The sequence below is a fragment of the Mycolicibacterium aichiense genome (genome assembly GCF_010726245.1).
GTDB classification, from domain to species: domain Bacteria; phylum Actinomycetota; class Actinomycetes; order Mycobacteriales; family Mycobacteriaceae; genus Mycobacterium; species Mycobacterium aichiense.
In genome coordinates this window covers 4,902,405-4,917,657 of sequence record NZ_AP022561.1, presented here as the reverse complement: position 1 = coordinate 4,917,657, position 15,253 = coordinate 4,902,405, and the positions used below count along the sequence as shown (strand labels likewise).

At 63.8% G+C, this 15,253-nt stretch carries 8 protein-coding genes; 3 read left to right on the top strand and 5 right to left on the bottom strand.

The window, feature by feature from the left end:
- Window positions 1–115 precede the first annotated feature (115 nt).
- The 5 genes from G6N32_RS23660 to G6N32_RS23640 form a co-directional block, all read right to left on the bottom strand.
- Window positions 116–466, bottom strand: a complete 351-nt coding sequence (locus tag G6N32_RS23660; protein ID WP_115318655.1) for a heme-binding protein — start codon at window positions 464–466, stop codon at window positions 116–118.
- Window positions 467–879: 413 nt separating this feature from the next.
- Window positions 880–2,325, bottom strand: a complete 1,446-nt coding sequence (locus tag G6N32_RS23655; protein WP_115318656.1) for an amino acid permease — start codon at window positions 2,323–2,325, stop codon at window positions 880–882.
- Window positions 2,322–3,854, bottom strand: coding sequence for an MFS transporter (locus G6N32_RS23650; protein WP_115318657.1), 1,533 nt, complete (start codon window positions 3,852–3,854; stop codon window positions 2,322–2,324). Before G6N32_RS23650 ends, G6N32_RS23655 begins: the two co-directional genes overlap by 4 nt.
- A gap of 3 nt (window positions 3,855–3,857) precedes the next feature.
- A complete protein-coding gene (locus G6N32_RS23645) occupies window positions 3,858–4,172 on the bottom strand; it encodes a hypothetical protein (RefSeq protein WP_115318658.1) in 315 nt (104 codons plus the stop codon).
- A 78-nt stretch (window positions 4,173–4,250) separates the two neighbouring features.
- On the bottom strand, window positions 4,251–5,873 hold the full coding sequence (locus G6N32_RS23640) for a helix-turn-helix transcriptional regulator (protein ID WP_115318659.1): 1,623 nt from the start codon (window positions 5,871–5,873) through the stop codon (window positions 4,251–4,253).
- Window positions 5,874–6,030: 157 nt separating this feature from the next.
- Between G6N32_RS23640 and G6N32_RS23635 the strand changes: the two genes are divergently transcribed.
- The 3 genes from G6N32_RS23635 (at window position 6,031) to G6N32_RS23625 (ending at window position 14,976) form a co-directional block, all read left to right on the top strand.
- On the top strand, window positions 6,031–6,444 hold the full coding sequence (locus G6N32_RS23635; RefSeq protein ID WP_115318660.1) for a hypothetical protein: 414 nt from the start codon (window positions 6,031–6,033) through the stop codon (window positions 6,442–6,444).
- Window positions 6,445–6,955: 511 nt separating this feature from the next.
- Window positions 6,956–10,348: a hypothetical protein gene (locus tag G6N32_RS23630; protein WP_232077298.1), complete on the top strand. Its 3,393-nt coding sequence runs from the start codon at window positions 6,956–6,958 to the stop codon at window positions 10,346–10,348.
- The gene (locus G6N32_RS23625; protein ID WP_115318661.1) at window positions 10,345–14,976 is read left to right on the top strand and encodes a DEAD/DEAH box helicase family protein; all 4,632 of its coding nucleotides are present in this window, start codon (window positions 10,345–10,347) and stop codon (window positions 14,974–14,976) included. The genes G6N32_RS23630 and G6N32_RS23625 overlap by 4 nt, the downstream gene beginning before the upstream one ends.
- Window positions 14,977–15,253: the final 277 nt, after the last annotated feature.

Sequence of the window (15,253 nt, the reverse complement as noted above, 5' to 3'; positions counted from 1 at the left end):
ACGAGTAGGGCATAGGGTTGGTGTCCGCCTCTGAGCGACAACGGGTCCTGCCCGCCGCGCTCTAGCCGCGGTTGTCGCTCAGAGGCGGGCACCAACCGTGCCCACCCCACCGGGCTCAGCCCATGGGCCCCATGTCATCAGGCATCGGCGCGTCGCAGCGAGCCCGGAAGTCCGCCGCCGGCTGCCGCACGGCCTTGAGCTGATCACGCACCTCGGGATTGGCCTGCAGGTAATCGGCGACGGCAGTGCGCATCTCGTCGCGTGACTTGCCCTTGAGTCCGGTGAAGAAGGCGTTCACGTCGGGGTGGGTGAACAGGTAGACCGACATGCCTGCGTTGACTCCGGACAGGACCTGGGTGAGGTCGCCCGCCGTACAGTTCGGCTCGTCGGCGGCGGCGGTTGCCGCACTGCCGATCAGCATTGCGCCCGAGATTATGCCGGCGCTGATCAAGTTACGGACCAACATTCGACTGCTCCTAACGATGACGGATGGACAGGGCCGGCTCAGCCGCGTGGGCCAGGCCGTGGAGGCCGGGGCCTGGGCGGCGGATCTGGCCGAGGATTGAGGTTGATGTCGATACCCCAGCCACCGTCGCAGTACCACGGGTCAGCGCAGTAGCCGGGATATGCCGGCCCGGCAATCGGTGCGGTCGGTCCCCCGCCACGAACTTCGCCTTGTGCGCAGACAGTGGCCGCCCCGTTGCCACTGCAATCCGCACGGGCGGGCGTCGCCGTAAACAGGGTGGCGGGCACTGACGCGGCGATCAATCCGAATGCCAAGAAAGAAGGAGCTTTTCGCATGAGCGCCACCTCTATCCCCCAAAATTCGCTGTGAGGATAGTACTACGCCGCGTCGTGCAATTGCGCAAGAGCAAAGAATCAGAACGCGCCAGGTTCGCCGGGCTCGCTATCCAGGGCGGTCCGGTTGGTGACGAGCAGGAACGCGAAGTACAGGCCGCCCACCGCGAGCAGACCGAGCACGATCAGCCCGGGAACCCTTGCCTCACTGGGTGATACGAGAGCGAAGATCGAGAAGGCCACCCAGACGAGCGCGGTATACGCCACCGGTGTCTCGAACCGGCCGAGGCTGAACCCGCCTTCTTTGGTGTTGAGGCGTTTGCGTACGCACAGATACAGCACCACGATCCCGCCGTAGAGCAGCGCAGGCAAAATCGTCGACGCCACGATCAACTGCAGCAGTGCATCGCCGGGCAGCGCGAGCATCAAGACCACGCCGATCACCAGGATCAGGACGGTCGCGATCACCGGCGTCTGCGTTCGCGCGCTGACCTTGCGCAGCACGCTGTGAGCGGGGAAACGTGCATCGCGCGCCATGGCGAATGCCTGTCGTGAGCACGCGGCGATCATCACCATGCCCGCGCCGAACATCGCAAACGCGATGCCGGTCAGCAGAATTCGTTCGACCACTGCGCCCAGCTGGCCGCGGATGATCGTCGCAACCGGTGATCCACTGGTGGTCACCGCGGGAATATCTTTGATCGCCAACGTGAGGATGATGATGAACACCAGGCCCAGCGTTGCCGATGCCACCACTGACGAGACGATCGCGCGCGGGACGCTGCGGAACGGATCCTTGGCCTCCTCAGCGAGATTCGCCGCGGAGTCGAAACCGACCAGCGTCACCAACCCCATGATCATCCCGGCCATCAGTGGACCACCGATCGCGAAGTAGTTCGGAGCATCGGCGGCCACACCACGGGAGACCAGGTTGGCGGCGGTGCCGCTGCCCGAGAACACCATCACGGCCCCGAGACCGACGATCATCACCGCCAATATGGTCAGCTCGAGCCCCACCGTGGCCGACGTGACTCTGCCGAGCAGTCGGGTGGAGGCGATGACGAGTAGTGCCTCGGCGAGCATCAGCGCCAACGTGATCAGCCGGGCGACACCTTCGTCGATCGCCATGCCGAACAGCGGCATGACGGCTTGGCTGGCCAGCGCGCTGTTCATCGCGACCACGCCGATTGCCAGGAACCAGAACGTCAGCCAGCCGAAGAACCACCCGACTTTCGGATTCGCCAGTCGTGATGCCCACTGATAGGACGAACCGGTGAGTGCGATGCGCGCGGCGAACTGGGCCACCACCAGGGCGACGAGCGTCTGGCCGACGGCGGCGATGATCCACAGCCAGATGCCCACCGGCCCTGAATAATTGAGCACCGCGCCGTAGGTCGCGAAGATCGCGACGAGGACGGAAATGAACGCGAAGGAGATCGCGAACACCTGGAATCCGCCCAGGGTTCGCTTCAGTTCGGGTTGGTAGCCCGAATGCCGAAGTTCCTCGTCGGTGGAGTCAACGGTCATTGCGGCACCGGGCCTTCCTTGAAGTCAGAGCAACCATAGGGGACAAGCGGGAGTTCGGGCGGCGGCTTGAGCAGCATCCACACCGCCACCGCCGAGGCGAGCAGTAAGGCCGCGCCGATTCCCGCGGCGACGGCGACTCCGTCGGCGAATGCGTGCTGGGCCGCGGTCAGCAGGGCGTGCGCCTCGGTGCCACCGAGGGTTTCGGCGGCCCGGTGCGCGGCTGCCAGCGATTGTTCGGCGTGCGCGACGACATCGTCGTGGATGCCGGGCGGGCGGTCCAGCCCGCGGTAGACCGCGGCGATCACGCTGCCCAGTAGCGCGATACCCAACGCCATGCCCAGTTCGTAGGCGGTCTCTGACACACCCGCCGCGGCGCCGGCGCGTTGCGGCGGAACGCTGGCGATGACGAGGTCGTTGGCGACGGTGAACGCCAACCCGAGGCCGGCGCCGATGACGAACAGCGCGATTCCGAGCGGCCAATACGGTGTCGCCGGGCTGATCAGAGTCAGCGACGCGAGTGCCACACCGATCATCGCGAGTGCGGTCGTGAGGACCGCGCGTCGCGACCAGTGCCGGACCGCCACTCCCGCCAGGACACCGAACGCGGTCGCTGCCACCCCGGCGGGCAGTTCGGCGAGCCCGGCCTGCAGCGGGCTGTAGCCGTCGACCAGTTGGAAGAACTGGGATAGGAAGAAGAGCACCCCGGACAGGCCGAGGATCGACAGCATGTTGGCGGTGATGACGCCGCAGAACCCGCGGTTGGCGAACAGGCGCACGTCGATCAGCGGGTGCTGCGCCTTGAGCTGACGTCGGACGAATAGCGTGAGCGACACCGCGCCCACCAGGCCGGCCGCGACGATCTCGGCGTGCAAGCCATGAGCGGCACCCTGTTTGACTGCGTAGACCACGCCGAGGATGCCGACCAGAGAAAGCCCGGCGCCGATCGGGTCCCACGGTCCGGGCGTCGGATTGCGTAGCTCGGGCAGTAGCAGCCAGCCACCGATCACGAGCAGGATCACCACCGGCACGTTGATCAGGAAGACCGCGCCCCACCAGAAATGCTCCAGGCACAGGCCGCCGATCACCGGACCCAGCGCGGTGCCTGCCGAGAACACTGATGCCCAAATGCCCACGGCCACAGCGCGTTCCCGCGGAATGGGAAACAGGCCGCGAATCAACGCCAGGGTCGACGGTGCCAAGCTGGCCCCGGCGACACCGAGCAGAGCGCGGGCGGCGATCAGCATCCCGGCCGTCGGCGCGAAGGCAGCCGCGACCGACGCCAGCGCGAAACCGGTTGCGCTGCAGAGCAACAGCTTCTTATGCCCGATCCGGTCGCCCAGGCTGCCCATGGTGACGAGCAGTCCGGCGAGCACGAACGAGTAGATGTCGCCGATCCACATGATCTCGGTGGAGGTCATCCCGAGATCGCGGCCGAAGACCGGCGCCGCCACGGCCAGCACCGTGCCGTCGACTCCGATGAGCAGCACGCCCAGGCTGAGCACACCCAGGGCAAGCCAGCGGTGCCGCATGGATTATCCGGCGTGGCAGAAGACGTCGACCTGAGCGGTTTCGAAAGCGTCGCGCTGCTGGCCGCCGTGGTGCTCGTGACGGTCCTGGTGCACCGAGATCACCGAGCACTTGTCCAGCGGCATGGTGCCGTCTTTGTTGATGACGACGTGCACGCCTTGGTCGCGCAGCTGGCCGATGGTGTCGGCGGCGCTAATACTCCCGCCGTCGGTCTCGGGGGTTTCGGCGGCGGCGTGGCCGGCCAGTCCGACTGCGAGGGCGGCCAGCACGGGGGCGGCCAGTGTGGCGAGGGTGAGCTTGGCGGCGGTGGCGGTGATCATGCTGACGACGTTATGGCGAGCAGGCACCCTGCATCATCGGCCGAAGTATGCGTTTGTGCAGGTACGGCATGGTGCAAATTATGTAGACGCGCCGTGCAGCACCTTGTTCTCGTGCGCCCACGCCGCCGCTGCGGTGCGGGAGGAGACGCCGAGTTTGACGTAGATGTTGGCAAGGTGCCGGGCGGTGGTTTTCTCGCTGATGAACAGCTTCTTGGCGAGATCACGGTTGGACAGGCCCGCTGCGATGCCGACAAGGACTTCGAGTTCGCGTTTGGTGAGTCCCCCGGGAGCCTCGGTGGGCTCCGCTTGGGCGGGCGTGACGCCGAGTTGCTGATAGATGGCGGTGGCGTTGGCTTTGTCCGCCGCGGCTCCCTCAGGATCTCCGGAGTCGCTGCGGGCCAACGACATCCACTCATACACCTGCGCCATCTCGTAGCGGCATTGGGTGCTGCGGTAGCGGCGCAGCGCGTCTTGGAGGACGGGCAGTGCGTCGGCGGCGTTTCCTTGTTTGACCAGGACGGCACCGCGGGCGTGGCGGGCCCAGGCCCGGAAGCCGGGGGAGTCGAACTTCTCTGCGCCGGCTTCGAGTTCGGCACAGTAGCGGTCGGCGTCGTCTAGTTTGCCTCGGAATAAGGCGATGTCGACGGCCGCGGGCAGCAGCCGAAGGCGGTTGATCTCGTCGTGTTCGGCGTCCATCCGCATGCGCAGGTCGGTGGCGGCAGCGTCGGCCTCACCGAGGTGGCACCTCAGGAGGGCTTCACCGGGTTGCGGGTCTTTGTTGTGTTCGCGGGCCTGGTTGAACGCTTGGCGGGCGCCAGCGATGTCGCCCTTGCGGCGCCGGATTTCGCCGAGTTCGTAATAGCCCTTGCCGACAGTGCCGGGGAAGTCACCCATGGCGGTGATCGCGTCGATCAGCCGCTGCTCGACTTCGCTCAGGGTCTTCGTGGCGCTGTGCAGGTCCATCTTGTGAACCTCGCAGGTGGTGCCGTACCAGGAGGCGGTGACCTTCGGGCCTTTGCGCCAGACCTCCATGGCGTCGAACCAGGTCTTCATCCGGGTGAGATCGGCGAGGCGATGGCATTCGTGGATGACGGCGCAGTAGATGTCGCCGGCCCAGTCGACGGGCACTTGGTCGGCGAGGACGGGCATCATCGCCTCGTCGAGTTGGGCGAAGGCTTCGCTGGTGCGGGCAAACGGCAGCATGGTGACGCCGCTGGCGGTGAAGCACAGCGCGTTGAAGCCGGGGTCGTCGAGTCGGTCGGTGACGTCCTGGAGTTCCTCGGCGAGGTCTTTGGCGACGTCGTTGCGGCCTTCGTCGATGGCGACCAGGGAGTCGACATAGAGAAGGTAGGCCAGGATCCGGTCGTCGGGTTGCTTGTCGTGGAGGCGGCGGGCGCGGTTGATCCAGACCCGGGTGATGGTCAGATCGCCGCCGTTGAACCACTGCAGGGCGACCTCGACTGCCTTCATGGCGGCGCCGTGGGTGTCGTTGGCGGCATTGAGGCGGTTAAAGGCCTGCTCAGAGAGCTGCATGGAATGGCGGCCATGGCCGAGGCGCCAGGCGGCCAGCCCGAACGACGACAGATCGTCGGTGGTGAGCTCGCCGGCTTCTTGGGCTTCGGTGAACTGGTCGTAGGCGGTGCGCCAGTCGCCGTGGGCGTAGGCGGCGCGCGCGGCCGTGAGCTGGGTGTCGGCTGCCATGGTGATCGGCTAACGGTATCGCGGGTGGCGGCGATGTAATGGCTGAACAGTGCGGGTGCTTCGGCGGTGTCGCGGGTTGTCTGCCCAAGCCATGTGCTGCGGGTTTTCAGATTGTCTGCATACTGTTGACAGCCGTTGACTTCGGAAGGGGTTGTTCATGCGTGCTGGCTGTGTCGCTGCCGTGGTGTGCGGTGTTGCGCTGGCGATGGCGCCGACGGCGAATGCGGCCGAGGACCTGATGAGCGGCAGCTACACCGTGAAGGGCCCGAACGAGATCATCGACACCTGGACCATCTCGAACCTGTGCAACGTGATCGAGACGGGCTGCTTGGCCAACATCAAGTCCCCGCTGATCGAGGGTCAGGCCGTCTACCAAGGCGCGCACACCTGGATGATGCGAGTCATCGGCCAGGTGCCGGTGTGCCCGGACCGGTCCAAGACCAAGGGCGCCATGGTCTTCACGTGGAACACCCAGTCGCTCACCGGGTCGGTGACCGAGATCCAGCAGGGCAACTGCGTGTTCACCCGGCCTGGGCAGTCGCAGATTCCGATTACGTTGGTGGCCGCTTAGGGGTGTGACGACGCCTCAGGCATGCCGTATGGCGGCAGGGAATCGGCTGATTGAAGCACCTCCGGTGGGAGGACATTGGATTGCGGGCTAGGCGCCCATCGGTTCTCGTTCCTGCGTGGTCCTTATTTATCACCGACTTATGCCTCGCTGTTAGGGCTCTCCGCTACGGCACACTAGATCGTCGCGCCCCAGCGCCCGGCTAACAACCATCGGTGATCGCTTCGGTGGGCAATCCCGTGTCGCCAATGATCGGAATGGTTCATCGACGACGGGCCTGTGTGGTGTTGAGTTGTACATCCTTTGGCGTCTTAGGATCTCCGAAGTTTCGAACCAGTCGAGCCTTGAGAGAAGTGGCATTCAATTCCCTGATTCAAAGCCGCCCAGACCGAATGTGGTCAGCCCTCCGACGACCGCGCCGGCACCAAGCGCTCATGCCGATTCTGTGATGTAGCTGCGCGCAACCTGTCGGACCCATAAATTAGGGTGCCGTCAATAGGTAGCGAGGGGGAGCGTGGCGGGACAAATTTCGCTGAAGGACTGGTTGAGCGACGCGGAGTATGGCTGGCGGCAGAAGCTCAGGCCGGCGAACTTGGTCATCGAAACTGATTTCACCTCCAAACAGATCGCGCAGATCAAGAAATACTGGGGTGCAGCCGTCCGGGCTCTTCGGAAGCGCGACGTCGGTCACTACGAGATCATCAAGCGCTACCCAGCTCTGACACTGATGGCCCTCGTCGGCCATGCCTCTTTGTCATACCGAGAAGGACGGTTCTGGGAAGACTTCTGGGTTGATATCGGAGTAGACCGCGACCAGGAGTTCGAAAATGTGCTGCGGCACAGCATTGACGAGTTATTGATCAAGTTCGCACTCGCGCGCTTCCCGGATACCGAAACTTTTAAGTCACGCAAGTATGTGATGGTGCTCGCTCTGCACGCAGGCATCCCAGTGCACTGCCTAGGTGACCTCCTCGGGACCATCAACGAGCACATCGTTCAAGGCCGCGAAGCGAGTGGCGCGGCACTATTGGCTTGGCTCGACGAACCGGGCAAAGGTTATCGGGCCAACAATTTGGACATCCCCGTCCGCAACTTCTTTGCACACGGCGCTGAGTTCGCCATTGACATCCTCGATCGAATCATCGAATTCGTCATAGCGTCGAACGAAGACCGACAACTGCTGGACGCCGAGCTCGAGTCATCGACGACCGGGTTACCCACGGTCCTTCTCCACGAGCTCATCAGCCAACTCCGCGACGCGCCGATGCAGTGGACACGACCCGGTAGGGGAACAGGCACAGGTACCAAGCGCATTGCCATCTCGTACGACGTCGACGACGACCAGTTGGTCGTTTCCCTGCCCTATCCAAACAGTGGCTCGGAGGAGCCCTGGCGACTGTCGATCGACGGTGACGTCCGAGACGTCTACTCCACGCGGCAGTGGGGTTCGAATGCCGAGGCATCCCTCACGCGGGTCGTCATCGATCGGCCGGTGCGCGAGCTCGTGGTCACGCACGGGCCGTCGGAAGCCCGCACTGTGCTCGGGATCATCAATCGTGACGACCCCTTGCTTACCTTCTCCGCCAACGGTCAGTGGATTCCGCGACGGGACGGACTCAAGGACGCGGTATGGGTGGTGTATCCCGCGGACAATGAACTCGTTGACCCAATCAACGGGAATCAAGTCGCGCTGGAGAACGAAGGCAGCCCCGCGGGCTGGCTCGGTTGGAAGAGCGCGTTTATCGAGTTGTCATCGGTCGGCAGCCTTCAGCTGCGGTCGAACGACAAGGCGGTGGGTACTGAGCGTCAGGTCCGAAAGGACGCGCGTCCGCGATTCGACACGGAGGCACCGGTGCGTGGCGTCCGGTCGATCGATGGACGCCCGGTGCTTGCGGCGCGGCCGTGGGTGTGGCTGCCTGCCGCCCAGTCCGATCCCCCGCCCGTGTGGCGGGTGCAGACGCGACGATTCGGCAGTGCCGACTGGCTCGTTGATGACTCGTGGAACGCGGCGCAGGACGAGGCGGCCGTCGATCCCTTCGATGATGCTGAACAACCTCAACTCGGTTTGTTCGAGGTCGTCGTCACCGGACCGCTCGGCGCCGACGCTCGCTTCCTCTTCTTCCTCTCGGAGGGGTTGTGGCTCGAAACCAACTGTGCGATAAGGGTTCCTGACGGGCACGGTCTGACCCCGTGCTTGGCGGAGATCGGTGCCGACCGTCTAGTGGTGTCACCTCGTGGAGCGATCGAGTTCAGTTCTAGCCAGATCGAGCGCTTCGTCGACGTTTCAGATGGTGTTCGAACAGAGCGACTGGCGGTGGTGCCGTCATATGCCGAGGTGCGCTCAGGAGAGATCGGTTCGCCAGCCTCATGGCGCGTGGCCGCGCAACTCTGCGTGGCTGAAGACCTCGCCCAACACCGCTTCGTTGCAGTGCGGGCTCCCGGGGTAGACCTCGAGGAATTCGCCTTCGTGGGCGAAACCGGCGACCGGATCCAGGTGGCTACCAACCAGCGAGGCAAGGCTGGCGACGTCTTCGAGGTCGCTACGCAGCAGTTCGCCGACACCGCGCGACTTCACGGCTCGGGGCGCGTCGTCGCAAGACTCCGCACCGAGAACGACATCGTTGACGTCACAGTGCTCGTGGTCCGACCCCAGCAGCTCGGTGTTGGGGTGGAGCTCCGCGACGACGTGCTCGACTTCGGATCAGTAGGCGACGTGGATGGTCTTGCAACGTACGTGTGGTCCAGCACCGCGCCTTGGCGGCCTCCCGAGATCCTTCCGTTGAAGGAGGGGACTGCACGGCTCCCGACCTACCTGATTGAGGCGGGCGAGCTGCGCTGCTCGCTGTTCGTCGACGACCCATGGGTGGCGGTCGAGGCGCCCCGTTTTCCACCGGCCGATGCCTTACGCGTCGAACAGCTCGGCTGGCGCGAAGACGGCAGCCGGGTCCAGGTCGCCCTCTCCCGGTTTCTTGCCGATGTCGGAGGCGTGCCCAAGCGCGTCGAGGCGGTTCCGGAAGCATGGGCAGCACTTGCGCAGCTGCACGCTGATGGTCGCATCGAACGGGCGCGAGATCTCGTGCCGGTGCTCGTGTCGGATCCACGCACCTCGCTGGTCCAACTCGGCAACAGCTCGATCCCATTGCGGGCCAAGATGGCCATGCTGATCCGCAGTGAGCTGGTCAACATGTCGTTCGCGGCGGACGACACGCTCAACGAGATGCACGCGGATCCGTGGTTCGGCTGCATGAATGAATTGGCCGATCTTCCGAACCTCGTCCACAAACGTAGTGATGCTCCCGACGAGTGGAAGGAAACCATCGCGTACCTGGCTGACAAGGGCGGGACTCCTCTGATGGAACTCCTACGCACCGGCAGCGCGGCCGTGGCCGCGCACGCGGCATTCGACGGGAACGTGCTCGCGGCGGCCTCTGTACCTGTCGGGAAGATCGTTGCCAACGTTCGCGAGCTTTCTCTCGTGCCAAGGCCACTGCTCGACTACGACACGCGGCGCGTCGGGGCCTACGAAGCCTTCCTGCAGAGACGAGTGTGGCTCGATTCGGGGTGGTCGAAGAACTTCGCCGCTCAGATGGACTTGGTGCTCAAGCCCGTCGCGAAGGCGTCGCTCAAAGCTCATCAGGCGATCATGGTGCGACGGGAGCGATTGACGGATATCGACCTGGAGGAACATCCATGGATGCCGATGTCGGTCCAGTCGCTCACGCTGGCGTTGCTAGCTCGGTTGGAGGCTCGCGGGCGCATCAACGGCACGTATCTAAACAAGGGGCTCATCACCCAATGGACGCGAATGGCGGAGCTCTGTCCCACCATGGTGTCCACCGATCTGCTGATCGCTGACGCGCTGGTTCTGCACGACCTCAAGGGCGACCTCATCGGAGAACAACAATGACCGACCGGCTGGATCCGCTCGAAACATCGAGACAGATCGAAGCGAGCTATAAGCGATACCTGAAGACCCTGCTGTCACCGCGTGACGGCAAGCTCGCCGAGGCCTTCGACGCCGAAATCGACGCCACCAGCATGCTCATCAAGGGGCCGATGCTTGAACTCACGCCGCCCTACGAGACCGGTTCCACGCCGCGGCAGTTGATGGAGCAAGGTCTACTCCATCCGAGCTTCGCACAGATCGGCATTCCGGCGGATCAGCCCCTGTACGTCCACCAGGAGACGGCGATACGCAAGTTCATCGCCGGCCGCAATCTGGTGGTCAGCACTGGAACAGGCTCAGGCAAGACCGAGAGCTTCCTGGTTCCGATCATCAACTCGCTGCTCGAGGAGCGGTCGATGGGCACTCTCGGCCCCGGTGTGCGCGCCCTGCTGCTCTATCCGATGAATGCACTCGCCAACGATCAGCTCAAGCGGCTGCGTACAGTCCTCCGCTCGGTCCCCGACATCACGTTCGGCAGGTACACGGGGGAGACCTTGATAAAGCCGATCGACGCAGAAAATGACTTCCTGCATAACAATCCGGGTGATCGGCGACTGCCCAACGAACTCCTCAGCCGAGAGGAGATGCGGGCGACGCCACCGAATCTCCTGCTGACCAATTACGCGATGCTCGAATACCTACTGATCCGCCCCGCGGACATCGACCTGTTCGACGGCCCGCATACGGGGACGTGGCGATTTATCGTCATGGACGAGGCACACATTTATGACGGAGCTCAAGGCTCCGAGGTCGCACTCCTCTTGCGGCGGCTCAAGCAGCGGGTCGCTCCCAAGGCGAACCTTCAATGCATCGCTACATCGGCGTCCCTTACCGGGAGCGTCCGCAACGACCCTCACGGCGAAGCGATGCAGTTCGCAAGCAACCTATTCGACGCCCCCTTTGAGTACGTCGAAGCGGAAAATAGCCGGCAGGACTTAGTCACGCCCACGCGCAAGGTGCACGTCGATACTGCTAGTTGGCACCTGACCGGTGAGCAGATCCTTCAGCTTGCCTCGGATCAGGCTGACGACGAAGTCGCCCGACTGGGTAGGGCATCGACGGCGGCTGATGCGCTGCACCACGAAGGCGCAATCATCGAATTGAAGTCGGCGCTGAGCGGCGGACCGCGTGACGTGCGCGATCTTCAAGAAAAGCTTTGGCCGGATGACCCCGCTGCGCCCGAAAAGCTCGATGCGCTGGTGCTCCTCGGTAGCAGGACCCGCGACGACACCGGGCATCCGGTCCTATCTGCTCGCTACCACCTCTTCGTCCGCTCCACCGAAGGCGCGTTCGTCAGCTTCGCCGAGCAGGGCCCGCGAATCTTCCTCGGCCGTCACGAAGTCGACCCCGACACGGGACGGGCAGTCTTCGAGTTCGGTACCTGCAGTCGGTGTGGGGCCGTTCATCTTTCGGGCGAGGTCGACGCGCGCGGTCGACAGGAATACTTCGTGCCGACGAAGAAAGCCGACGGCGCCGTCAACTGGCTCGTGTTGGCTGATGCGAACGTCGACGCGATAGTCGATGATGACGAGGACACTCTGGACGGAGCTTCCGCCGCTACCAATGTCGACCACACGACCCGGACGTTGTGCACGGGCTGCGGACTGCTCGGTGCTGCCGGCATGGCGCGCTGCGACACCTCGCACTGCACCGGTGGGCCGGTACTGACGGTTCGCGAGCATGCGCGAGCGAAGAAAGTCATGACCCGGTGTACGGAATGTGGTGCGCTTTCCCGTCAGGGCATCCGGCGACTGCGCACGGATACCAACGCTGCGCCCGCTGTGGTGACGACGGCCCTCTACCAGCAGCTACCGGAGGCGACCGGCGAATCGGCCGACCAAGTTGGGTTTGGGCGAAAGCTACTGATGTTCTCCGACTCTCGGCAGGCCGCGGCGTTCGCGGCGCCGTACCTCAACAGGACTTATTCGCGATTACTCGAGCGCCGCTACATGACGCAGGCGCTTCGCGGCGCTGGAAGCGGCGAGGGCCTGACGACCGTTGACCTTGCCATCCTCACGCGCGAGCAAGCGCAGGCCGCCGGACACTTCCCCCGCACCATGGGCGCGATTGAGGTGAAGCAAGAGATCCACCAATGGATCATGGGTGAACTGATCACCCTGGAGACCCGCCAGTCTCTCGAGGGCCTCGGGCTGATGATGGTGGGCCTCGAACGCGATTCGCGCGTGCCGCTCAGGGGACTCACCGCGCTCGGCCTCGATGACGACGAAGCCTGGGCGCTCCTCAACATCTTGGTCAAGACTGTGCGACTGCAAGGCGCGCTGAGCCCGCTCGAGCGAGTGGACATCAAGGACGACCGTTTCGCGCCGCGCAACACCACGGTGCGCATGCGTTCGACGGGATCGGATGCAAAGAAGCAGGTCATCAGCTGGAATCCAAGCGGTCGACCGGGTACGTCCAACAGTCGAATCGTGTTCTTGGACAAGGTGCTCACCGCGTTGGGCAATTCCACCCCGGCGGCTGACATTCTCGCGGGGTGTTGGAAGCTTCTCGAATCGAGTGAATACCTGACCCTCGAATCCGACCGAGTACTCGGACCCGTGTCTCAGTTGGACCACACCCGTCTGATACTGACAGAGGGACGGACCAGCGTGTGGTTCATGTGCGACACGTGTCGGATGATGACCGCCCACTCGGTCCGCGGGGTCTGTCCGAACAGTCGTTGTGTCGGCACGCTGCAGCCCGTCACGATCCCCGAAGTCGATCATGACACCAACCACTACCGTGTTATTTATCAGACGATGAACTCCGCTCCCCTGAGCGCTCAGGAACACACCGCACAGTGGGATGCGAAGGAAGCGGCGAAAATTCAGCGGCAGTTCATCGACGGGCGAGTCAACGTGCTGTCCTGCTCGACGACGTTCGAACTCGGTGTCGACGTCGGTGACCTGCAATCCGTCGTGATGCGCAACATGCCGCCCAAGACCGCCAATTACGTGCAGCGGGCCGGGCGCGCAGGGCGACGTGCCGCGTCCGCCGCGTTGGTGGTGACCTACGCCAACCGGACGGCGCACGACCTGGCCAAGTATCAGGATCCTGCGTCGATGATTGCCGGTCAGATGCGCATCCCGTGGGTTCCAGTCGACAACGCGAGAATCGCTCGTAGGCATGCTCATTCGGTCGCGTTCGCGGCGTACTTCCGTCATCGTGCCGAGCGCGACGGCGAGACCTGGCGGCACACTGGTCCGTTCTTCTCGCCGGCGGGCCCCGACAAGGAGTCGCCTGCCGCGATGATGAAGCACTTTCTCGACCCCGTGCCTGCAGACCTCGATGAGGCCCTGCGGACCGCGTTACCGCCGGAAGTGCAAGCGGAAATCGGTGTGCACGACGGAAGCTGGGTCGACGTATTGGTCGATCTCCTCGCCAGCGTGGAGGCTGAAGTCACGGCCGACATCGAGATCTACAACGAGCAGATCGATGCAGCGGCGCGGGAACGAAAGTTCAGCCTCGGAAAGAAGCTTTCCGACACGTTGCGCACCATTGAAAGTCGAGAGCTCCTAGGCTTCCTGGCCAACAAGAACGTGCTGCCGAAATACGGATTCCCCGTCGACACAGTCGAATTGCGAACGCTCCACGCAACAGATTCGATCGGTCGGCAACTGGAACTCGGCCGCGATCTCAGTCTGGCGATCTACGAGTACGCGCCCGGCAACCAGGTGGTGGCCGGCGGCAAGGTCTGGACGTCGGCAGGTCTCCGAAGAGTGCCGGGCCGCGAGCTGGTTCCCCTGCAGTACAGGATCTGTGACACGTGCAAGCGCTTCGAGAGCGGCCACGTTCTCGACGCCTCGGCTCCGTGCCCGACGTGCAACAGCGCCTTCAAACCGGCGCGCCGCTTGGTGCGACCGGAGTTCGGTTTCATCGCGGAGCGAGAAACGCGCGATGTCGGGACGAGCCCACCCGAACGACGTTGGCACGGTGCAAGTTACGTCGAGACCGTGGGTGATGAGGTCGGAAGCTACAGCTGGACCGGGGCGGGCGGCACGAAGGTGACTGCGCGTGCGGGGACGAGGGCGCGCCTGGCCGTCCTATCTGACGGTGCGGGTGGCGGGTTCTTGGTCTGCGGTTGGTGCGGGTGGGCCGCACTCCCTGAACGTGGCGGTCGACGTCAGAAACATCAACGCCCGGAGGATGGACGCGACTGCGGCGGCCCACTTGAGGTTCTGTCGCTCGGTCATCAGTACCAATCGGACGTCGCCGAGTTCACTTTCGAGGGGATGAGCTACCGCATCGAGGATGAGAGCGTGTGGCTGTCTGCCCTATACGCCCTGATCGAGGGTGCGTCTGAAGCACTCGAAATCAGCCGCGACGACATCGGCGGGGCGCTCGCCTGGAGTGCCGACCTGCGTCGAAGCATCGTATTGTTCGACACCGTGCCGGGCGGCGCCGGTGCGGCCAAGGTCATTGCCGCCAATATCGGTCCGGTACTAAAGACAGCAGTTCAGCGCATTACCAACTGTGACTGCGGTGAAGAGACGTCGTGCTACGGATGTCTACGGACGTACCGGAACTCGCGGGAGCACGAGCAGCTGTCGCGTGGCGGGGCATTGAGGTTGTTGGCTGATGTCGGGTAGCTCGACTCCAATCGGCGTGCGGTCGATGCGCTTCACGAGAAGTCCGTTTCATGGCGATTCGCGGACGTAGAACCAACCGGAGCAAGGCTTTCAAAGGCCAAGATCATCGACATGTATATCCCCAATCTGGGATAGAAGTTGATCTCCAAGCAAGGACTTTCGCAGCAACTTCGCGGCTGATGTTCGGACAGGACAACAACGTTGACTCTCAACGCGGTCGCTTTCGAGATGTAGGAATCACTGCGAAGTGCCGTGTTTGCGAGTGCCTGTCACAGGT

Bases quoted from the DNA above. Each gene is read 5' to 3' on its own strand.
- G6N32_RS23660 (WP_115318655.1), bottom strand. From the start codon at position 466: ATGTTGGTCCGTAACTTGATCAGCGCCGGCATAATCTCGGGCGCAATG.
- G6N32_RS23655 (WP_115318656.1), bottom strand. From the start codon at position 2,325: ATGACCGTTGACTCCACCGACGAGGAACTTCGGCATTCGGGCTACCAA.
- G6N32_RS23650 (WP_115318657.1), bottom strand. From the start codon at position 3,854: ATGCGGCACCGCTGGCTTGCCCTGGGTGTGCTCAGCCTGGGCGTGCTG.
- G6N32_RS23645 (WP_115318658.1), bottom strand. From the start codon at position 4,172: ATGATCACCGCCACCGCCGCCAAGCTCACCCTCGCCACACTGGCCGCC.
- G6N32_RS23640 (WP_115318659.1), bottom strand. From the start codon at position 5,873: ATGGCAGCCGACACCCAGCTCACGGCCGCGCGCGCCGCCTACGCCCAC.
- G6N32_RS23635 (WP_115318660.1), top strand. From the start codon at position 6,031: ATGCGTGCTGGCTGTGTCGCTGCCGTGGTGTGCGGTGTTGCGCTGGCG.
- G6N32_RS23625 (WP_115318661.1), top strand. From the start codon at position 10,345: ATGACCGACCGGCTGGATCCGCTCGAAACATCGAGACAGATCGAAGCG.